This window comes from Lysinibacillus sp. LK3 (genome assembly GCF_001043675.1).
GTDB classification, from domain to species: Bacteria; Bacillota; Bacilli; order Bacillales_A; family Planococcaceae; genus Lysinibacillus; species Lysinibacillus capsici.
In genome coordinates this window covers 30,256-50,468 of record NZ_LDUJ01000026.1, presented here as the reverse complement: position 1 = coordinate 50,468, position 20,213 = coordinate 30,256, and the positions used below count along the sequence as shown (strand labels likewise).

Here is a 20,213-nt window from a genome sequence, read left to right as displayed (position 1 = left end):
AAATTACAACAATCTTTTTGAAACATTTCATTTTTTATCTAATCAACCTGTATCTTTCCATAAATCCCACCACCACCAACTTCAATGGCTAATTGACCCGTTCTCGCTAAATCGATTAAATGGGCTAGTTTATGTGGCACAATTTGTTCAAGCTGGTCGATTGTTACACGATGCAAAATATTCATTTCTGTACCAAATGCTTCGATTAAACGTTCCATCATTTTAGGACCAATACCTGGAATGAAATCAAGTGGTATTTGATGAATATAAGGTGGTCTATTTCGTTTATCGGGAAAGTCTTCAGATAGCTCCTGTATACGGGTAGCTACTCCCTTTATAATTTGAGTACTCCCACATTCTGTACAAATGGTAGCCTCTTTACTTAGCTGTTGACTACATTTTGCACAAACTGTTTGATGATATTTGCCAAGCAAAGGGTTTAGGCCATAATTGGCTATTACCGCTCGTCCCTCTTGCTCATGCAGGGCCATTTTTAATTCTGTAAAATTCGCTTCTGCTAATCGTAACTTTTGATACTCTCGTGCTAATTTCCCAAGCGAATGTGCATCAGAATTGCTAACGAATGTATATGCTTGTAATTCTTTAATATGACTTACCATATTTGTATCAGAGCTTAAACCTAATTCAATACCATCAATAAGCTGCGGATCAAAGACTTCAGTTAAACTTCGACGAACCCCTTTGCCAAACAAGCTTTTAAATGGTGTAAATACATGTGCAGGAATAAAAATACCTCCCAATTCATGTACCTTTTGCTGCAAGGTCTGACCATCACAATAAATACGCTGTGAACTTAAATGGATATTCTTCATATGTTGTGACATCCATTCTGAGAACAGCTTCATGAGCTCTAGTGTAGGAAAGTAAGCAAGCACATGAATAGGACCCTGACAATGTTGATCATAAATTTCGATCTCTGATCCGGGAATTAAAGTTGTTTCCTGAAATCGCAGACCACCTTCTTTAAGTTCTTGTAGTTCTCCGTGTTCAATCATCCTCACCATTTCTTCGATTACTTCAGGTGAGTGACAGTCAATGATCCCAATGATGTCTAATCCCTTTCTTGCACTAGCCGTCTCTAAAATTCGTGCTAATGTTAACGTTTTACTGCCAGTAATTTTCACTGCCCTTCCACTAGAAGTACGTCCAATATGAATATGTAAATCAGCATAGAATTCATTCAATTCAAACACTCCTTTAAATACATTCTATAAAACGAAAATACCTTACATTACTGCAAGGCATTTCTCACTTCATTATGATGGATGATTTGTAGTAGTGCTATTATTTGACTCAAAAGCGCCGGAACCGTGTGATGGTGTGGAGGAAGCATCATAGGCAACTAATGTTACACCAATCTTTTCTTCAAGCTCATTAATTTTTTCTAGTTGCTGCGGGTCTAATTGTGCAAACTTAATTTCTTTCATGGTCATCAATCCTTTCAATTATACAATTCCCCGAAATATAGAAAATATACTCCTTCGCATAATTGTGGAATTACAAACGAACATTGGATAATAAAAATGACTGATAATCAGTCATTTTTATTGACATTATTTTTCTTATTCTATAACATAATAATTAAGTAAGGCAAAAGTGAGGGATTGCATGTCAAAAGAAGAAAAAATTATTCAAGCTGCCATTGAGGTTTTTCGAGAAAAAGGTATAGAAAAAACAAAAGTTTCAGATATCGTTAAAGCTGCTGGGATCGCTCAAGGAACATTTTATCTTTATTTCCCATCACGCCTTTCTGTTATGCCTGCTATTGCAAAAAATATGGTAGAAAGAATTATTGCTACCTTAGATGAAGGTATTTCAAGTCATAAGCCCTTTGAACAGCAACTTGAAGAGGTTGTGGAAATGGTTTTCTTAATCACGAAAGATTATGGAGATATCGTTGCACTTATTTATGCAGGTATTGCGCAAACTGAGCATTTAAAAGAATGGGAAAATATATATGCACCCTATTATGACTGGATGAGTCATTTCTTATTATCTGGCCAGCAACAGGGAATGATACGTGATTCAATTGACCCAACACGTTCTGCTAAACTGATGATTGGTCTAATTGAATCTGCTGCTGAACAAATTTATTTATTTGATGATAGCAAGGACGAAACAATGAAATTGCTCAAGCTTGAGCTTATAGACTTCCTATCTCACGCACTTGGCCTACGTCACCCATAAAAGTGACGTTCTCTTTTACCTCGAAAATGACTGAATGTCAGTCATTGTATTACCTAATAGAAAGGATTTTATTGATGAAAAAAGAATGGATGTACGTCGTTTTAACAAGTTTATTTGAATTGCTTTGGGTATTTGGCTTTAACGTAGCAAGCTCATGGTGGCATTGGATAATTATTGTGACAATCATTGCTATAGATTTTCATTTCTTATCGAAGGCTTGTGAGAGCTTACCTACTGGTACAGTCTACGCTATTTTCGCTGGAGCAGGTGCAATCGGTACCACATTAATGGATATTTTCATTTTCGAAGGAGAATTTAATGCCATTAAAGGACTGTTCATGATTATTTTATTATTAGGTGTGATTGGTCTAAAATTAGCGGATAATTCCTCTAAAGAGCAGATGCAAACGAAAGGAGAGAATGTATAATGGGTTGGATACTTATTATCTTAGCTGCATTGTCTGAAATTATAGGTGTGGTTGGCTTACGCTTCTATAGTCAGCATAAAACATTACGAAACTTAATGTTATATATTGGTGGTTTTGGTGTGTCTTTTGCCCTTTTATATGCATCCTTCAACTATTTGCAGTTAAGTATTGCCTATGTTGTTTGGGTAGGAATTGGTACTGTTGGAGCTGTACTCGTAAATATCATTTTCTTTGGCGAATCCAAAAATCTATCACGTATTATCAGTATCATAGCAATTATCGTAGGTGTAGCAGGCTTAAAAGCAGTATCTTAATGGCTTTACAATATAGGACGCCACTCTTAAATCGGAGGCGTCCTGTATTCATCTTATTTAAAATGGCATGACGAAGAATGGGAGTAATTAAGATAAAAATTCATAAATACCATCCGCGATAAATTCTGCAGGTCCACGCATCCAGATATGATCATTGTCAGCCCATCGTATGACTAAGTCACCGCCACTAAGTTGGACTACTATCTCTTCTCCCTTCTGACAAAAACCATTTAATATAGCAGCCACTACCGCTGCACAAGCACCTGTCCCACATGCCTCTGTTATACCCGAACCTCGTTCCCAAACGCAGCATTTTAATGCCTTCTCATGAACAACCTCTACAAACTCAACATTGCAGCGATAAGGAAATCTCATATCGTTTGCTATAATACCGCCTAATGTTCTTAATGGTGCTTGCTCGATCGCATTCACAAAAACTACGGTATTGGGATTGCCCAAAAACAAAGCTGTTACTAAAAGAGTTTGTTGGGGTAAAGGAAATATTTCATTGATGACAAGCTCATTTGGGTTTCCTAACATCGGAATGTCTTTGCGCAATAAGAGAGGCTTGCCCATATCGACAATCACTTCTATTACACGATTGTCTTGCACCACTACCTGTACCAGCATAATCCCGGATTTCGTTTCAATCGTAATTAGCTCTTGTCGTACAATATGACGTTCAAAAATATACTTAGCAACACAGCGAAGACCGTTACCACAATTTGTCCCCTCAGATCCATCTTTATTAAATACACGCATACCACAGTCAGCAATTTTAGAGGGTTGGATAATAATCAATCCATCTGAGCCAATACCAGTATGGACATTGGCCATTTTTTGAGCCAATTCACAAAAGATATCTTCCTTGTAATCATGTTGGAAAAGATCAAGATAGATATAGCTGTTGCCAATACCATGCATTTTCGTAAAGGCTATTTGCATACAGTCACTCCTTAAAGGTTGTTTTATGTATCTAATAGAAGATGACACTTTTCTATATTTGGCTAAACCCCTTCGTGAACTGTTCAGGAACATATGTAAGATACGGCTTCCCTGTCATTGGATGTATTTGAATATCCGCAAAAACACCAAATACATCTTGCAGCACTGTTGGCGTAAGTACTTCCTCTGGTGTACCATGACAAACTATTCGCCCTTGCTGTAAAACGTAAATTTGATCGCAATACATAGCAGCAATATTCAAATCATGTAAAGCTGCTACTACGGTTAAATGCAAAGTCTGAATTAAATCCATAAGTTGAAGTTGATGTTGAATATCTAAATGATTCGTCGGCTCATCTAATATTAATATCTGTGCTTGTTGAGCGAGTGCCCTTGCAACCATGACACGTTTTTTCTCGCCACCAGAAAGCGAACTAAAGCTTCGTTTCTCTAAATGCGATATGCCCGTTTGCCTAAGAGCCTCTTTAACAATTTGAAAATCTTTCTCTTGATCAAGCTCTAACAGCTTTTTATGTGGGGTTCTTCCCATACTGACTAAATCATGCACAGTGAAATCAAATAATACGGGTGTCTCTTGGCTTACAACAGCCAAATTTTTCGCAATTGCTTTGCTTGATTGCTTTAATATATCTTGCTCATTTAATACTACCGAGCCACTTTCAGGTTTTAGGAGACGATACATATTTTTTAACAATGTTGATTTTCCGCTCCCATTAGGACCAATTAATCCAACAAATTGCTTTTCTTTTATTTGAATACTTACATCATGCAGTATACGCTGATCGTAAATGGAGAATGATACTTTTTTCGCTTCTAATGTCATGGAAGTTAATCTCCTTCACCGAAAGAATAATTGTTACGACGGAGAAGCCAAATGAAAAATGGTCCTCCACAAAAAGCTGTAATAATACCAATTGGCATTTCCTGAGGAGCAATAATAATTCGAGCAAAGGCATCTGCCCACACTAAGAATATTCCACCTATTAAAGCACTGATAGGTATTACGTATTTATAGTTTGAGCCCACAATTAAACGCACAATATGGGGAATAATCAATCCCACAAATCCTATAGAACCACTAACTGCGACAAGCACACCTGTTAATAGAGATACTAGTAGTATTAACTGAATACGGAATTGCTGAAGATTAACGCCTAATGTCACTGCCGCCTCTTCTCCTAGTAATAATAAATTTAAATTGCGATAGTGTAGCCACAGTAGCCCAAATACAATAAAGAATACGAAAGCTGGAATCACAATATTATTCCATTTGGCTCCAGCTAAACTACCTAGCATCCAAAACATAACAGCCTTTAAGGCCCCTTCTTGCTTTGACATCATTAAAATAAAGTTAGAGATAGCCGTTAAGATAAAGGACACAGCCATGCCTGCCAATAGCAAGCGGAAAATAGAGACACGTCCCCCAACACGTGATAAGAAAAAGACAAGTGCAATGGCAAGTAATGAACCAAGGAATGCGGATACTGAAAGAGCGTAAATACCTAAAAATGAAAAGGCTCCTAAAATAATCACAGAAGTAGCTCCGACAGCTGCCCCTGAAGAAATCCCTAGAATATACGGGTCTGCAATAGAATTACGTACTAGTGCCTGAATGGCTGCCCCTGCAATAGCTAACCCCGCTCCTACTATCGCAGCTAGCAAAACACGAGGTGCTCTTATTTGCCAGATGATGATTTCCTGAGAGCGACTCCAATCTTGCTCGATCGAATTTTGTATAAAAGGAATTTTAGAAAGAATGACTTTCCATACATATAACGGTGTAACTGAAACTGAGCCAACCATTACAGCAAAGGTCATTGAAACAATTAATACCATGAAAAGTACGAAGGAAAATAACATAAATTTTTTATTCATCTGTTTTAAACTCCTACTGAATATTGATGAATGAAGCAATAAAAAAAGGTATCCCATGCGAAAATGCGCATAGAAATACCCAAGATTAAACAAAGTCAGAAAAATATCCAGCTATTGTCCGTAATTGCTTGCATCCTCGTGGGCATTACAGGTATTACTAAATGGCAGGTCTCCTGGCTTCGATTCACTATCCTATAATTGCCTTCCCATTCTTAAACAGTGGCAAATCATATTATAGGATTCATCGTTACAGTTGCGGGACAGCGTCGGACTTCCACCGACTTCCCTTTTAAGTGACATTCAAAATGTCACACCAATAGTATTTGAAGTTATAAAATTGTGACGATTCTATCATACATTTTTATAGATAGATAGTCTACTTCAATTTAATTCAGTAATTGCGTTAACTTATACAAATAATAAAGTTGACACAAATGTATTCGTTTTTTACACTAGCAGTAATAACTTATAAAACGAGGTGAAATCATGGCAACTGTTACACAACATAGTCACCATAAGTTAAGAACTGTTGACATTACCTACATTGGATTATTTACAACGCTAATGATGGTGGGTGCTAATATCACTTCCTTTGCACCTTTTATGGTAGTAGGTGGTGTACCCATTACGCTTCAAACCTTCTTTGCAATTTTAGCAGGGCTTATTCTTGGTAGTAGAAAAGGTGCGCTCGCCTGCACAATTTATATGTGCGTAGGATTGGCAGGAGCTCCTGTCTTTGCTCGTTTCGGGGGTGGAATTGGCCAAATTTTAAGCCCTACCTTTGGGTTTATTATTACTTTTATATTTGCGGCATTTGTTGCGGGGTTAATCGTAGAACGAAGCGGAACAAAGAAAAGTTTTATCGTAGCTGCTTTGGTAGCAACGGCTATAAATTATTTGATAGGAACAAATTGGATGTTTTTTGCCTATAAGCTATGGGCAAGTGCGCCAGAGAATTTTTCATATAAGCTCGCTTGGCTTTGGATGATTCCTCCACTACCAAAAGATATTATTTTAGCTATTTTTGCTGGTATCTTCGCCCATAGATTACAAAAAACATTGAAGATCATGCCCATTCAATAGCATATCTCCCCGCCAGACTAGAGAAATGTTTTTCATAGGTTATATCCATCGTTTCTGCATATTTATTTGCTACATTAGGAGCACATAGTGAGGAGGATATCATATGAAATTCAATAAAAGATGGTCAGTCGGACTATTATCAGTAGTCGCTCTAATTAGTTTATCGGCTTGTACAGAGGATCAAACAAAACCTGCGTCCACTTCTAATGAAGCTGCTGAAGAAATGGATCATTCTACAATGAACCATTCAAGTTCTGGCGAAGTACCAGTAACGTTAAAAAAAGCTGAAAATCCGAAATTTCCTATAGGAAGCACAGCCATTATTACAGATGGACATATGGAAGGTATGAAAGGGGCCGAAGCAACAATAGTAGGTGCCTATACTACAACTGCCTATGTTATTTCCTATGAGCCTACATCTGGTGGAAAGCGAATAGAAAAGCATAAGTGGGTAATTCATGAAGAATTAATTGACCCACAAGAAGCACCACTGGCTCCTGGAACAGAAGTAAAAACGGACGCAACACATATGGAAGGTATGGAAAATGCGACTGTCCTTATTGACGAGGCTGTGCAAACAACTGTATATATGGTTGATTATACTTCCACTACAAGTGGTGAAGCTGTAACAAATCATAAATGGGTAACAGAAGAAGAGCTTAGTCCAAAATAATAGAAAATAACCTCTACCTTCAATTCTGGTAGAGGTTATTTTCTAGCTTTTATGTTCCATTTGCTTTCTCTTTGCAGACTTATGCCATTTATAGCCGATGCCCCAAACGGTTTGCAAGTAATCATCCGCCGGAAAACCACTTTTTCTTAATTTTTCTCGTAAATTACGTACATGTGAATCAATGGTACGATCTTCAATCGTTACATCATATCCCCAAACGGCATGTATAAGGTGTTCTCTAGAAAATGCTCTATTTTGATAATCTAAAAATAGGGCGAGCATGGCAAATTCCTTTGGTGTTAATGGAATTGCCTTATGTTGAAAATATACTTCAAAGGACTCTCTATCTAAACAAAGCCCTTCAAAGTTAATCACTTTTTCTTCAGATATCGTTCTTCTTAATACAGCATGTATGCGTGCTAACAATTCTTCCTCATCAAAAGGCTTTAAAACGTAGTCATCAGCACCAAGATTTAAACCTTTTACAATATCAGCGTGTTCTCCTTTTGCAGTAAGCATAATGATAGGAACATCCCAAAACTTCCTAATTTCCTGGCAAACCTGCCACCCATCCATCTCTGGCATCATAATATCCAAAAGAACTAAATCCACATGCTCTTCTTCTAAAAAATGCAATGCCTCTTGTATAGAAGACATTGCTCTACAATTAAATAGTGGTTCCAAATAAAGGGTTAATAAATCTAACATTCTTGGTTCATCATCAATGCATAAAATCGTTTTCATTCATTTCTACTCCTTTAAATGATAATTCAAAAGTAGTCCCTTTATTTATTTCACTTCTAACCTTTATTTCTCCCCCATGTGCTTGTACTAGCTCCTTGACAATAGCAAGCCCAAGTCCAGATCCACCTAAAGCACGACTACGTGATTTTTCCACTCGATAAAACCGATCAAAAATATACGGTAAATCCTTCTTTGGAATTCCTTTCCCTGTGTCTTCAACGATGATGCTTAAAATTCCACTGTCTTGTTTTACAGTGACTGTAGTCATATCTCCTGGTGCACAATAGATTAATGCATTATTTAATAGATTAATCAGAATTTGCTCAAGTCTTGCTTCATCTGCACATAGTGTTAAGCCATTATCACAACGTACAACTAAATAGATACCTTTATCTTGAAAAGCGGGACTTAATTTTTCTTCAATGCTTGTAAAAAACGGCTCTAAATGTAAGCAATGTTTTTCAATTACAAATGAGTTTTCATCCATTTTCGCTAAATCAAATAAATCTTTGATTAATCTAGAAAGTCTATTTGTTTCTTCTATTATAATAGCTAAATACTTTTGACGATCTTGCTCTGTTAAATCCCGTTTAGCAAGAATGTCTGTATAGCCTTTAATAAAAGTTAGCGGTGTACGAAGCTCATGTGCAATACTCGATAAAAACTCCTTACGCTCTTGCCTTAGATGATTTAAATCATTGGATAAAAGCTGGATAGCATTTGATAAATCCCCAAGCTCATCTTTTCCATTCGTAGAAAGAGCAACTGTAAAATCACCCTTACTCATTTTCAATGTAGCCTCTTTCATTTGAATAAGTGGCTTAGCCAGCTTACGAGATAGAACAACAATGACTGCAATACTGACTAGACCAGATACAATACCCACGATGAGAAAATGCTTATTCAGCCGTTTCATTAATGCATGGATGGAATCGGTATTTTGAAACATAAATACATAGCCAATCGTTCCTTGCTGATTTTGAATAGGGCTTATAGTCGCAATTGCTTTAACTTCTTGCCAATTGTCTTGTAAAACCCTTCCTTCATAAGGTATTTCCCCCTCTATTTCACGAATCAGATCACTGATTTCTTGATGTGGCTGTGAGGATGCAAGGATTGTCCCGAAATGGTCAGTCACCACGACATCTGTACTTGCTTCTGATTCCATAAGAACGACATGTGCTAGTGTTTCATTATTGAAGTTCTGTTCTAATATAGTACGATGTGAATTTCCTCTCGCTTGTAAACGCTCTAGTTCCTCTTCCACTCTAGAATTCGTCAAGGAAACATGCAAAAAAAACATCATAAAGGTTTCAATACAAAACAATGTGATGAAGAAGATAATGCCCAGCTTTAATGATAATTTTCTCATCCGTAACCACCATTTTAGAATTTCTTAAAAGTATATCTTGAAAGTGTGAAGATTTCATGCAGAAGTAGCATCTTTCCAAACAAAAAATGCCCATAAGTATATTGTATACCTATGGGTCATAGTATTGAACATTCATTAGAATTTGTATGAAAAAGGCTTGCCGCTTCACAAGAATTACCATCTTAGCAAAGATTTTATGGGTAACTAATCACTTCTCCAAGTGCCTATCCTTTCTCTAATGGGCTATTTTATCCGTTACTGCTAATATGAAAAATAATCTCTTGATGTATGGTTGATGGGAGAGGAGCTAGCGTCACAGAGTAGACCCTAGAGCGAACGGAATTGAGGGAAGCGGCATCGGACGCTAGCGGAACCGAAATCAACCATTCGCCTTAACAAAAGAGCTTTTTTTGCTAGTGACATCCTCTTTTTTTCAACAATATAACCCATAAGTATATTGTATACTTATGGGTTATATTTTAATTAAACGTATTTTTTTGCCCAACTTAAGAAATTATCAATAACTACGTCAAGGAATTTCACTGTACCTTCATCAGTTAAATTGCCTTCTTCATCAAATTTAGTGTGAACAGCACCAATATAAACGTCATTACCGCTAAGTAATGGTGAGTTAATGCCTGGAGAGAATAAAATATCACGTAAATGTAATTGTGCTTTTACAGTACCTAAGTTCCCCATTGATGCACCCATAATGATAGATGGTTTGCCAATCATTACTTTATCTACACGAGATAGCCAATCAATAGCATTTACCATAACCCCAGGAACTGTACCATTATATTCAGGTGTAACCCAAAGTACAGCGTCTGCAGCTTTTACTTTTGCTTTAAAATCAAGAACTGCTTGTGGAGCCTCATTTTCAATATCTTGATTATACATTGGTAGGTCCTTTAAGCTTAATACTTCAAGATCTAACTTTTCTGTATAACGTTTTTGAATAAATTGAGCTAATTGCATATTATAAGATTCTTTACGGATACTACCTACGATTGCTACTACTTTCATGATGTTTCCTCCTAAATGTACATTATTCATAGTATTTGTATAGCTATTGTATTTTATACCATTTCAATAATAAATGGCAAATTCTTCAACTGGCTTGCGATACCCACGTAATCGACGACTGCTTTCTTTTTCTTTCCCAATAGTAATCATTAAGGCTATTTCATGTGTTTCTGGCACATTGAAAAGCTCACGCATTTTCTGATTATCAAAGCCAATCATTGGGCAAGTGTCCCAACCACGATTTTTCGCAGCTAGCATGAATAACATTGCAGACAGAGAAGCATTACGAATGGCTTCATCTTTCATGAATCCTTCACCGCGATCCTCATAAAATCTTGTATTCTCTGCTACAATATCCTCTAGTTCACCCGCTGTAATTATGCCTAAATCCACCATGCCCTGACTTAACTCAGCAGTATTTTTATATGCTTCCTTGTCACCTAGTACAAGAATTACACCTGAAGCTGAATGTACTTTATATTGACCATATGCTGCCTCTCTCACCTTTTCTTTCATATCCTCATCCAGCACAACAATATAATTAGCATGCTGTAAGTTAAATGCTGAAGGGGCAAGCTTAACATCCTCCAAAATAGGGCGTATATCTTCTTCAGTCATTTTAACGTCCTTGATAAAATTATTAGCAGAGCGACGCTTATCAATCAGCTTGGAAAATTCCATTTTTTTATCCCCCAATACAGTTATGTATACATCCAGTGGGGCTTTGCTTTCCCAACTGGATGAAATTGTGTTACTCATATTCTTTATCGAACATAATGGAACTTCTTACAGTGTCAATCGGACGAACAAGACTTTCAATCTGTTCACGTTTTGGTTCTAAAAATGGTGGTAATGACAGTTTTTCTCCTAATGTTTCATATGGTTCATCGCCCATAAATCCTGGACCATCTGTAGCCAATTCAAATAAAATCTGCGGAGCTACTCGTGCATACAATGATTCAAAGAAATGACGATTTACATAGCCAGAAGTGTGGAAACCAAAACTTTCGAAACGTGCAGTCCATTCATCTAATACCGAACGATCCTCTACACGAAAGGCAGCATGGTGAACAGTACCAAAACCTTGACGAGCAACGGGTAACACTGTGTTGTGCTCGACAATAATCTGGGCGCCATTTCCTCCCTCGCCTACTTCAAATAAATGGAAGTCCCCTTCATCTGCAATCTCTGTAAAAAGCATTACCTTTTCTAAAACATCCTTAAAGTATTTAAAATTAGCGACACGGACAAAAACTGGTCCTAAACCTGTAATGGCATACTCAAGTGGGATGGGGCCATTCTGCCAAGGCGTACCTGCCGCCACACCTGTATTGTGCTCATCAGAAATTAACTGATAGTGCTGATCATCAAAATCTACGAAAGATAGTGTTTTCTTACCAAACTGTTCTTTCATACCTGTATGCTTCACATTTAAACGGTCAAAGCGCTTTATCCAATAATCTAAAGCAGCATCCGTTGGTACACGGAAAGAAGTCTTTGAAATTTCATTTGTACCATGTACACCTTTTGGGATATTAGGGAAATCAAAGAACGTCATATCTGTACCCGCACTACCCTTATCATCTGCAAAGAATAAATGGTATGTTTGAATGTCATCCTGATTCACTGTTTTCTTTATTAAGCGCATTCCTAAAACATAGGTAAAGAATTTATAATTTTCTTCAGCACTACTTGTGATAGCCGTTACATGGTGTACACCTTTTAAATGATTCATAGTATGCTCCTCCTATATATCTCGATATCGAGATATATATTTAAATTTTTTTATTGGTTAGTGGCGTTCTTGCCAACTTTTTTAAGTGATAAAATCATGTTGTCCAGCTCCTGGGCTTCCAATACTTCAAATATCTCATTTATTTTCTGTTCATGCTTAGGGAATATTTCCTCCATCAAAACCTGTCCCTCAAGCGTTAGTAATACGTACGTAACACGACGATCTCTTGGACATGCCTTACGGTACACATAGCCCTTTTGCTCGAGCTTATCAATCACATAAGTAATACTACTGCTTGCAATTAATATTTTTTTACCAATCATTTGAACTGGTTGTTCTCCATGGTGATACAAAAATTCAAGAACCGAAAATTCAGTTTGATTTAAATCGAATTGAAGTAAATCTCTTCTAGTTGCATCTTGAATCGTTTGATATGCTCGGAACAAGACCGTAAATGCTTTTAAGTTACGATTGTTTTGCTTCATACGACTCCCTCTTTTTACTTCGAATTTAATTATCTCTAATTCGAGATAATAATAACATATACATTTTTAAACAGCAAACAATTTGTTTCTTTATGTTTGTCATCTTTTCGTTCGGGTAGAAGGTAGTTGTAACTTATAAAGGAGGATTCTAAATGAAAAAAGATGTCAATCAAAAACAACAACAGCTAGAAGCATTCCGAGTAAGTGATAAAGATCAACCTCTCACAACCAATCAAGGATTAAAAATATCGGAAGATGAACATTCACTAAAAGCAGGTGAGCGAGGACCCACTTTACTAGAGGATTTTCATTTCCGTGAAAAAATGACTCACTTTGACCATGAACGAATTCCTGAACGAGTAGTACACGCACGTGGCTCAGCCGCTCATGGAATTTTTGAAACTTATGAATGCGCAAGTGATATTACAAAGGCTCAATTTTTAAATGGAAAAGGCACTAAAACCCCTGTTTTTGTCCGCTTCTCTACCGTTGCCGGGTCTAAAGGCTCTGCAGATACTGTTCGTGATGCACGCGGCTTTGCTACTAAGTTTTATACACAAGAGGGCAATTATGATTTAGTTGGAAATAACATACCAGTATTTTTTATTCAAGATGCTATTAAATTCCCCGATTTTGTACACGCTGTAAAGCCCGAACCAAATAACGAAATACCACAAGCACAAAGTGCCCATGATACTTTTTGGGATTTCATTGCAAATAATCAGGAGTCTGCTCATATGGTTATGTGGCATATGTCAGATAGATCGATTCCACGAAGCTATCGAATGATGGAGGGCTTCGGAGTTAATACTTATCGCTTTATCAATGCCGAAGGAAAAGCCCACTTTGTTAAATTTCATTGGAAACCTGTACTTGGGGTAAAATCATTAGTATGGGATGAAGCACAAATTATTGCTGGAAAAGATCCCGATTTTCACCGCAGAGATTTATGGGAATCCATTGAACGTGGGTATTTCCCAGAGTGGGAGCTTGGTGTGCAACTTATTCCCGTTGAAGATGAATTCAAATTTAGCTTCGATATTCTTGATGCCACGAAAATATGGCCTGAAGAAGAAATTCCAGTACGCATTCTTGGGAAAATGACCTTGAATAAAAATGTGGATAATTTTTTTGCAGAAACGGAACAAGCCGCATTCCATGTCGGGCATGTTGTGCCTGGCATTGATTTTTCAAATGATCCTTTATTACAAGGTCGTTTATTCTCCTACACCGATACACAGTTAATACGACTGGGAGGACCTAATTTCCATGAGCTTCCTATTAATAAACCAATTTGTCCATTTCATAATAACCAACGAGATGGCTATGGCCGACAAACCATTAATGTGGGACAAGTTAGCTACCATAAAAATTCCTTAGCCAATAATACACCACATCCTGTTTCTGAAGCAGATGGTGGATATAAGCATTATGAAGAAAAAGTTGAAGGGCATAAAGTACGTGCACGTAGTGAGAGCTTCAAAGACCATTTTTCTCAAGCAAGATTATTCTGGCTTAGTATGACAGATATTGAGAAAAAGCATATTATCGATGCCTTTAGCTTTGAACTTGGCAAAGTAAAAAATAAAGCGATTCGAAAACAAGTTGTAGACATGTATGCTCATGTCAGTTACTCACTTGCTTCAGCTATCGCTGAGCGTATTGGTATAGTTCCACCTGTAGAAGTGGAAGTACCACATATTCAACAAACTTCTCCTGCTGTTAGCCAAGTAATCAATGCAAAGGAAAGTGTCAAATCTAATAAAGTAGCTGTAATTGTTACAGAAAATAGTAGTGAAAAATTAAATGAACTTATTGCTACATTTTTAAGTGAAGATATCGTAGTTGAACTAGTAAGTAATAAACAAGGCATAGTAAGCGGTTATGAAATTCACGAAACATTTGCTACTACCTCCTCAGTTCTTTATGATGGGGTTTATGTTACAGGAGCCTTTCAGAATTCCTATGAACAAGCAAAAGCAGAACAGTTTATTGAACAAGCCTATCAGCACTGTAAAACAATAGGTTATACGGAAAATGTTTTATTTTTACAGCATATAGCCAATAAACATGGGGTTGCAACCGATCCAAAATCTTTTGTTCATGCCCTTGCTAAACATCGACATTGGGTACGAGAATGTAAATGAATGTAAAGCCAGCTAACTGATTAAATCAGCTAGCTGGCTTGTTTTTATTATTTAATTCGTTTAAATTCCTTTTCATTGCCGTCTACAAATTCGACATCCACTTCAATGGATTGATAGTTATCTTCAATATTGAATACTTTGATTACTTGATCAATCACTTCATCATTAGATGTTGTAGAATCAAAATTCAACTGCTTAAATAACGGCTCTAATTTAGTATAAGCTTCATCGCCCTGCAGTTTTTCATTTTTTCGATCATCTTCTAATTTTGCTTCTATTCCTGTTTTTTTATCCTCATATTCTACCTCATAAGACTCCGTTGCAGAGTAATCAACATCTAAAGAAAACTCTAAAAAATTAAATGTCACTTGGTCAGTTGGCGTCTCACCCGTCTGTTGAGTAGCATTCTGATCTGCTGGAGCATTTGCAGGCACATCTTTTACCTCATCCTTATTACAGCCGTAAAGAATAACAGTCATTAAAGAAATCACTAAAATAAATTTCAATTTCAATTTATTCACTCCTTTTTTTACATATTATTTCCCCATTCTTCTACAAACTAACCTAAAAAGGGCATCTCCTACAAATAAGGAGATACCCTTTTCATGGAATGCGACTTAATAATAGAAGTTACGATCCACTTTATTTTCTTGAATAGCTTTTGCTAAACGAACTGTTGAAACAGCCAAATCGGCATATGACACACTCTTGGTAGCATTAAAGTTATTTTGCTGTGTATCAATCAGCCCCATCCCATTTGCTATTGCTATATAGCCTGTATACGCTGGATCAATAGAAGCTGCATCCGCAAAGTTTAATTTGTAAATATCCTTATACTTTGCAACATTCTCCAATTGCATTGCTTTAACAGCCCATACTGCTAGCTCTTGACGAGTCAATGTTTCATCCAAAGCGAATTGGTTTGCTGGCTGTAAAATTCCCATTCTTACAGCTTGTTCAACCACTCCATATAATGGATGGTTTTTATCGATATTGCTGAAGGTTTGCTTTTCACCATCGCCACTACCAAAATGGCCATATGTTAAAGATTTTAGTAGAATCTTTAATGCTTCTCCCTTTGTCACAGCAGCATCAGCATTAAAGTTTGCTATATCTTTTACCTCTAATACATTTTGATGTAAAAGATAATTTAATTCATTGGCTGCTGTTGGGTGTGAAATAGATGGTTTTTCTTTTGAGTCATCTACCTCATACAACCATTCACCAGTAATTGCATCAATCTGATTAACTAAGCTACCGTTGTAAGTTGGAGCATAGACTAGATCATAATGTTGTTTACCTTCAGTATCTTGTTTTATATATTGTAACTGTAATGTAAGGGCCTTACTATATGCTTCTTTTGCTTTATCAGCAGAGATTACCTGACTAAGAGAAGGCCAGTTATTAATCCTTTGTTTATTAACATTCAAAGAACGTAATGATCCATCAGAGCCAATACCTACGTTTATTTCATCTCCAACAACCGCAATCCCGTTTACGATGCGTGGGAAGGAGAAGTAATAATCTTTACTATAATCATCATATACAGGATCATCAATTGGCATCGAATACTCATGTAAATAGGATGGAGCCCATTGCTTTAAGTATTCAATCGCCTTTGCTAATGCCGCATCCTTAGAGAGGGTAGTTGTTTTGTCAGTGTTGATAAAATCTCTCATAATATCGTGATACTGCACGATATCGCCTGTTGCCTTATTAATTTCTAAAGAGGTACCAGACCCGCCATTATTGTACATATACATGTAATTTACTGTATAAACTGTTTCACCATTGTCATTTTCTCTTTCGTCAACCATATCAATAGTGAGCTTTGCCTTGTCTTCATCAACTTTTAATAAATTTTTAGCGAATTCCTCAACCTCTGCTACTGTCATACCGCTTTTTCTTGGTGGTAATTGCTGTGAGGATATTTTCTCAGCGCTTTTCGTCTTTGGAACTTGTGTAGAGAAGCCATTCGTTGTTTGCCATTGACCTGTTAAAGCATGTACACCATTAAATCCTGTTGCTGGCATATAGACAAGCTTCACATTACGTTGATCGCTAAAATAGTCAACGTAATAACGAAGTTCAACTGCTAAGTTATCACGTACTTGTGCAACAATTTCTTCCTCATTTTTTTTCTGGCTTGAGCTATCAAAGGTTGCTTTACCAATTGATTCTGTATTTTTATACATTCCTGTTATTTGACCATTAGCAAGAACATCTATAGTGATACTTTGATCGCCAATAAGCACTCCATTATAGGTTGGCGAATAAACAAATGAGTAGGTAATTGGTTGTGATAATGGACGATTAATGACATTGTAATAACCGAAGCCATCTTCACGGAGTTTATAGTTCTCTATTTTCGCAAATTTTCTTAGGAAGTCATCTGCAATTTTTTTTGCTTCAGTCTCTGAATATTTTGCGGGATATACTGCTTCAGCGATATTAGCTGGCTGATAATAGAAATGTTCTAACTCTAAATCTTCACCTTTAAATGTAAAACCACCATATACATCTTTACCATTTACCGTTTTATGGAAGTTTAAATCATAACGGACCGTTGTATCATCTCTAAAGAAATGACCGCCTCCAGAATTAAACTCATTATCAGCTACAAATTTGAACTCTTTAGGGAATAGTGCACGTAATTTGTTAATTAGCATACCTTTTGTCACTTTCGTCTCTGAGGCAGCCAACTGTATTGCAATACGCTCGGAAGGTTCTTTCACATTTGCAGAAGCTTGTGAAACGGGTGCTAGAATACCAACAGAAAATGCAGTAGTGGTTAAAATAATACCTAACTTTTTAAATTTACCCAAAATATACCTCCTAAAATACTATTTACCATAATTATAATATATTTACCCATAATTAGAAATGAATTTTACAGATAATTTCCTCTTCGAAGAAAATACATTGGGCAATCCGTCCTTTTTTCTTCATTTTCTCATTTCTTTACCACATCAAAATTGGCACCAATTAACACCCAGTTCTGAGGGAATGGTAGTCCTAATTTCCAATAACCAATACCACGAAGGTTATATTGTTTAATGAGATTGAATTTAGCTTGAATAGATCTAGCATCTTCAAACCACACCATATGCGCCCTACCTTGCTCATCATAGTATTCAAAAAATGGTGCTTGGGCTCTCCAATCATACTGAATTGCTGCATTATAACGTTTAGCAATTTCAATGGCTCGCTGTGGACTAAGCGCTTCTGCATACGGTCCCCCCTGAACAAAAGGTAACGTCCAATCGTAGCCATATAAATTTTGCCCTAACATAATTTTGCTTGCAGGTATTTCACTCACCGCATATTTTACAACTGCTTCTACCTCTGGGAGAGGTGAAACGGCCATTGGTGGGCCAGCTGAATATCCCCATTCATAAGTCATGAGTAAAACAAAGTCCACGATTTCCCCATGTGCTCTATAATCATGTGCCGCTGTCCATGGTCCTCGTTCACTATCACTTGTTTTAGGAGCTAATGCTGTAGACACTGTATATCCTTGAGCGTGAAATTTTTCTACAGCTCTTCTTAAAAAATTGTTATAGGCTTGTCGTTGATCTGCTGGCAAATTTTCGAAGTCAAAGTGGATATCTTTAACATCCCCAAGTCGCTTTGCTTCTGCAAGAATATTATCAAATAATAAATCTTGAACAGCTGTACTTTGAAAAATATCTCTCGCTAATTCACCACTAAAACTAAAATTCTCCAAATTAGAAATAACCATTGCCATTGATGCTCCCGTATCATTTGCAATTTGTGTCACACCTTGGCTTGGTGGCCTCTGTAAAGTACCATCACGCCTAGCCTCATAGCTAAATAAAGCTAAATATGTTAAATTAGGACCCGCTTCCCTCGCTTGATTCAAGAGTGCTTCACTAACTGATGTTCCTCTCGGCTCTAAATAGGCTAATGTTTCTGCCCTTGTTTTTGGTGGCTGTGGGATATATAATCTCGTTCCAACTGCTAATGGTTGATTTGGATTAATGCCATTTACTTGTGCAAGTGTTACATAATTAATACCGAAACGTTGGCCAATTGACCATAGGCTATCACCTGGCTGTACATAATAAAAGCTTCCGACAATCGGGATTACAAGAGCTTGCCCCACAACTAAACGATTTGGCTCTGGAATTTGATTGGCATCTATAATGCTCTGAACCGTAGCCCCATACGCCTGTGCAATTCCCCATAAAGACTCGCCAGCCCGTACAACGTGTATTTGAATGATTTTGCCTCCTTCTAGCTTTATAAAATCATACCTATAAAGCTTATGAAATCAGAGATGAAAAGATGTCTCTTAACAACTCCACAAAAGTACACCACTATTCAAAGCAAATAAATAGTATGCTATATTATGTCACCTATTTAATACTAATGAGAATAATCTTCGTTTACGAGATTTCATGAAAGAATGTTCTTTTAAATACGTATGTCTAAAAAGTTACCTGAGTAATATATTCTGCTTCTTCACCGTTATTAGAATAAAAAAACGCAAAATGATACTTATCTTGATAACAATAATCGTACAAATGTTCTACTTTCCGCATAATCTTCAGTAAATTTTTACCCACTTTCTACCCTACAAATCAGTTGTAGCAGGCTACTTTTGATAACACTTTTCCCAAATTTTTTTACGCAACTAGCGTCATATGCCTTATTCTTTTCCCTGTTCTCACTCTTGTATAATGAAATTATTGTAAGGAGGTGTTAGATTGCGTTTATTTTACCAGCAAAAAGTAATCGGTAAGAAGTCTCGTAAACTTGAAAAAATTTCATTTTCAATTGAAGAGCCTGTCATAACGTTACAAGATTTACTTGTTCAGCTTGTTACACAGCAGGTTCAACAATTTAATGAGAAAATGGTAGATACACCACTTCATGTTTATTTATCGGATCAGCAACTAGAAGAAGCTGCTCAATATGGCAAAGTACATTTTGGAGAAAAGAAAAAGGATACTGTACAGTCAGTGGATCAAGCTATTTCCACAATGCTTCAAGCCTTTCAGGACGAGCTGTTTTTAGTCCTTCATAATGAAGAATCTTTAGATTCTCTTTCTACACCATTAAACATACAGGAAGACGATGTCTTTACATTTATTAAACTTACTATGCTTGCAGGACGAATTTGGTAAGGAGGGA

The 20,213-nt window shown here is 36.8% G+C and carries 21 protein-coding genes and 1 riboswitch; of the genes, 7 read left to right on the top strand and 14 right to left on the bottom strand.

Translation table 11 applies throughout. The features are described 5' to 3' along the window. Positions 1-38: 38 nt before the first annotated feature. Entirely contained in the window at positions 39-1,205 is a 1,167-nt protein-coding gene (locus VK91_RS18705) for an endonuclease Q family protein (protein WP_048394969.1), read from the bottom strand. Between the two features lie 72 nt (positions 1,206-1,277). Beyond that, entirely contained in the window at positions 1,278-1,448 is a 171-nt protein-coding gene (locus VK91_RS18700; protein ID WP_175400775.1) for a hypothetical protein, read from the bottom strand. Positions 1,449-1,629: 181 nt separating this feature from the next. Here VK91_RS18700 and VK91_RS18695 point away from each other — a divergent pair, with 181 nt between their 5' ends. The 3 genes from VK91_RS18695 (at position 1,630) to VK91_RS18685 (ending at position 2,950) form a co-directional block, all read left to right on the top strand. Next, the gene (locus VK91_RS18695; protein ID WP_048394966.1) at positions 1,630-2,208 is read left to right on the top strand and encodes a TetR family transcriptional regulator; all 579 of its coding nucleotides are present in this window, start codon (positions 1,630-1,632) and stop codon (positions 2,206-2,208) included. Positions 2,209-2,282: 74 nt separating this feature from the next. After that, the gene (locus VK91_RS18690) at positions 2,283-2,636 is read left to right on the top strand and encodes a multidrug efflux SMR transporter (protein ID WP_048394965.1); all 354 of its coding nucleotides are present in this window, start codon (positions 2,283-2,285) and stop codon (positions 2,634-2,636) included. Then, positions 2,636-2,950, top strand: coding sequence for a multidrug efflux SMR transporter (locus tag VK91_RS18685; RefSeq protein WP_048394963.1), 315 nt, complete (start codon positions 2,636-2,638; stop codon positions 2,948-2,950). The genes VK91_RS18690 and VK91_RS18685 overlap by 1 nt, the downstream gene beginning before the upstream one ends. Before the next feature lie 87 nt (positions 2,951-3,037). Here the strand turns inward: VK91_RS18685 and dapF are convergent, their stop codons facing one another. The 3 genes from dapF to VK91_RS18670 are packed head-to-tail and all read right to left on the bottom strand — an operon-like array spanning position 3,038 to position 5,791. Further along, positions 3,038-3,895, bottom strand: a complete 858-nt coding sequence (gene dapF, locus VK91_RS18680) for a diaminopimelate epimerase (RefSeq protein ID WP_048394961.1) — start codon at positions 3,893-3,895, stop codon at positions 3,038-3,040. A gap of 52 nt (positions 3,896-3,947) precedes the next feature. Continuing rightward, positions 3,948-4,739, bottom strand: a complete 792-nt coding sequence (locus tag VK91_RS18675; RefSeq protein ID WP_048394959.1) for a heme ABC transporter ATP-binding protein — start codon at positions 4,737-4,739, stop codon at positions 3,948-3,950. Between the two features lie 5 nt (positions 4,740-4,744). Beyond that, positions 4,745-5,791 (bottom strand): iron ABC transporter permease, encoded by a 1,047-nt coding sequence (locus VK91_RS18670; RefSeq protein ID WP_048394957.1) that lies wholly within the window; start codon positions 5,789-5,791, stop codon positions 4,745-4,747. 145 nt (positions 5,792-5,936) lie between these two features. Next, a riboswitch (cobalamin riboswitch) is annotated at positions 5,937-6,124 on the bottom strand. 153 nt (positions 6,125-6,277) lie between these two features. Between VK91_RS18670 and VK91_RS18665 the strand changes: the two genes are divergently transcribed. Then, a complete protein-coding gene (locus tag VK91_RS18665; protein WP_048394956.1) occupies positions 6,278-6,874 on the top strand; it encodes a biotin transporter BioY in 597 nt (198 codons plus the stop codon). A gap of 103 nt (positions 6,875-6,977) precedes the next feature. Beyond that, positions 6,978-7,547: a YdhK family protein gene (locus VK91_RS18660; RefSeq protein ID WP_048394955.1), complete on the top strand. Its 570-nt coding sequence runs from the start codon at positions 6,978-6,980 to the stop codon at positions 7,545-7,547. Between the two features lie 42 nt (positions 7,548-7,589). Here VK91_RS18660 and VK91_RS18655 read toward each other — a convergent pair whose 3' ends face one another. The 6 genes from VK91_RS18655 to VK91_RS18630 all read right to left on the bottom strand — a co-directional run bounded on the left by VK91_RS18655 (position 7,590) and on the right by VK91_RS18630 (position 12,909). Next, positions 7,590-8,291: a response regulator transcription factor gene (locus tag VK91_RS18655; RefSeq protein ID WP_048394952.1), complete on the bottom strand. Its 702-nt coding sequence runs from the start codon at positions 8,289-8,291 to the stop codon at positions 7,590-7,592. After that, entirely contained in the window at positions 8,269-9,663 is a 1,395-nt protein-coding gene (locus VK91_RS18650) for an ATP-binding protein (RefSeq protein ID WP_197078737.1), read from the bottom strand. The genes VK91_RS18655 and VK91_RS18650 overlap by 23 nt, the downstream gene beginning before the upstream one ends. Before the next feature lie 483 nt (positions 9,664-10,146). Further along, complete coding sequence (locus tag VK91_RS18645) at positions 10,147-10,689, bottom strand: NADPH-dependent FMN reductase (RefSeq protein WP_048394950.1); 543 nt, start codon at positions 10,687-10,689, stop codon at positions 10,147-10,149. Between the two features lie 63 nt (positions 10,690-10,752). Next, positions 10,753-11,370, bottom strand: a complete 618-nt coding sequence (locus tag VK91_RS18640) for a nitroreductase family protein (RefSeq protein ID WP_004224402.1) — start codon at positions 11,368-11,370, stop codon at positions 10,753-10,755. 70 nt (positions 11,371-11,440) lie between these two features. After that, the gene (locus VK91_RS18635) at positions 11,441-12,424 is read right to left on the bottom strand and encodes a ring-cleaving dioxygenase (RefSeq protein ID WP_048394949.1); all 984 of its coding nucleotides are present in this window, start codon (positions 12,422-12,424) and stop codon (positions 11,441-11,443) included. Positions 12,425-12,474: 50 nt separating this feature from the next. After that, complete coding sequence (locus VK91_RS18630; protein ID WP_004224400.1) at positions 12,475-12,909, bottom strand: MarR family winged helix-turn-helix transcriptional regulator; 435 nt, start codon at positions 12,907-12,909, stop codon at positions 12,475-12,477. Between the two features lie 152 nt (positions 12,910-13,061). On the opposite strand from VK91_RS18630, the gene VK91_RS18625 reads away from it, so the two are divergent. Beyond that, positions 13,062-15,056 carry a catalase gene (locus VK91_RS18625; RefSeq protein ID WP_048394948.1) on the top strand — a complete coding sequence of 665 codons (1,995 nt, stop codon included), beginning with the start codon at positions 13,062-13,064 and terminating at the stop codon, positions 15,054-15,056. Positions 15,057-15,103: 47 nt separating this feature from the next. On the opposite strand, the gene VK91_RS18620 is transcribed toward VK91_RS18625, so the two are convergent. From VK91_RS18620 to VK91_RS18610, 3 genes are all read right to left on the bottom strand, one after another. Next, positions 15,104-15,577, bottom strand: coding sequence for a YusW family protein (locus tag VK91_RS18620; protein WP_231595732.1), 474 nt, complete (start codon positions 15,575-15,577; stop codon positions 15,104-15,106). 96 nt (positions 15,578-15,673) lie between these two features. Beyond that, entirely contained in the window at positions 15,674-17,881 is a 2,208-nt protein-coding gene (locus VK91_RS18615; RefSeq protein WP_048394946.1) for a YcdB/YcdC domain-containing protein, read from the bottom strand. Between the two features lie 128 nt (positions 17,882-18,009). Continuing rightward, positions 18,010-19,299, bottom strand: a complete 1,290-nt coding sequence (locus VK91_RS18610; RefSeq protein ID WP_048394945.1) for a glycoside hydrolase family 18 protein — start codon at positions 19,297-19,299, stop codon at positions 18,010-18,012. Between the two features lie 487 nt (positions 19,300-19,786). Here VK91_RS18610 and VK91_RS18605 point away from each other — a divergent pair, with 487 nt between their 5' ends. Continuing rightward, positions 19,787-20,206, top strand: a complete 420-nt coding sequence (locus VK91_RS18605) for a hypothetical protein (RefSeq protein WP_048394944.1) — start codon at positions 19,787-19,789, stop codon at positions 20,204-20,206. Positions 20,207-20,213: the final 7 nt, after the last annotated feature.

Excerpts from the sequence above, each read along its gene's own strand:
- VK91_RS18700 (WP_175400775.1), bottom strand. The coding sequence starts at position 1,448 with ATGAAAGAAATTAAGTTTGCACAATTAGACCCGCAGCAACTAGAAAAA.
- VK91_RS18695 (WP_048394966.1), top strand. The coding sequence starts at position 1,630 with ATGTCAAAAGAAGAAAAAATTATTCAAGCTGCCATTGAGGTTTTTCGA.
- VK91_RS18690 (WP_048394965.1), top strand. The coding sequence starts at position 2,283 with ATGAAAAAAGAATGGATGTACGTCGTTTTAACAAGTTTATTTGAATTG.
- VK91_RS18685 (WP_048394963.1), top strand. The coding sequence starts at position 2,636 with ATGGGTTGGATACTTATTATCTTAGCTGCATTGTCTGAAATTATAGGT.
- dapF (WP_048394961.1), bottom strand. The coding sequence starts at position 3,895 with ATGCAAATAGCCTTTACGAAAATGCATGGTATTGGCAACAGCTATATC.
- VK91_RS18675 (WP_048394959.1), bottom strand. The coding sequence starts at position 4,739 with ATGACATTAGAAGCGAAAAAAGTATCATTCTCCATTTACGATCAGCGT.
- VK91_RS18670 (WP_048394957.1), bottom strand. The coding sequence starts at position 5,791 with ATGAATAAAAAATTTATGTTATTTTCCTTCGTACTTTTCATGGTATTA.
- VK91_RS18665 (WP_048394956.1), top strand. The coding sequence starts at position 6,278 with ATGGCAACTGTTACACAACATAGTCACCATAAGTTAAGAACTGTTGAC.
- VK91_RS18660 (WP_048394955.1), top strand. The coding sequence starts at position 6,978 with ATGAAATTCAATAAAAGATGGTCAGTCGGACTATTATCAGTAGTCGCT.
- VK91_RS18655 (WP_048394952.1), bottom strand. The coding sequence starts at position 8,291 with ATGAAAACGATTTTATGCATTGATGATGAACCAAGAATGTTAGATTTA.
- VK91_RS18650 (WP_197078737.1), bottom strand. The coding sequence starts at position 9,663 with ATGAGAAAATTATCATTAAAGCTGGGCATTATCTTCTTCATCACATTG.
- VK91_RS18645 (WP_048394950.1), bottom strand. The coding sequence starts at position 10,689 with ATGAAAGTAGTAGCAATCGTAGGTAGTATCCGTAAAGAATCTTATAAT.
- VK91_RS18640 (WP_004224402.1), bottom strand. The coding sequence starts at position 11,370 with ATGGAATTTTCCAAGCTGATTGATAAGCGTCGCTCTGCTAATAATTTT.
- VK91_RS18635 (WP_048394949.1), bottom strand. The coding sequence starts at position 12,424 with ATGAATCATTTAAAAGGTGTACACCATGTAACGGCTATCACAAGTAGT.
- VK91_RS18630 (WP_004224400.1), bottom strand. The coding sequence starts at position 12,909 with ATGAAGCAAAACAATCGTAACTTAAAAGCATTTACGGTCTTGTTCCGA.
- VK91_RS18625 (WP_048394948.1), top strand. The coding sequence starts at position 13,062 with ATGAAAAAAGATGTCAATCAAAAACAACAACAGCTAGAAGCATTCCGA.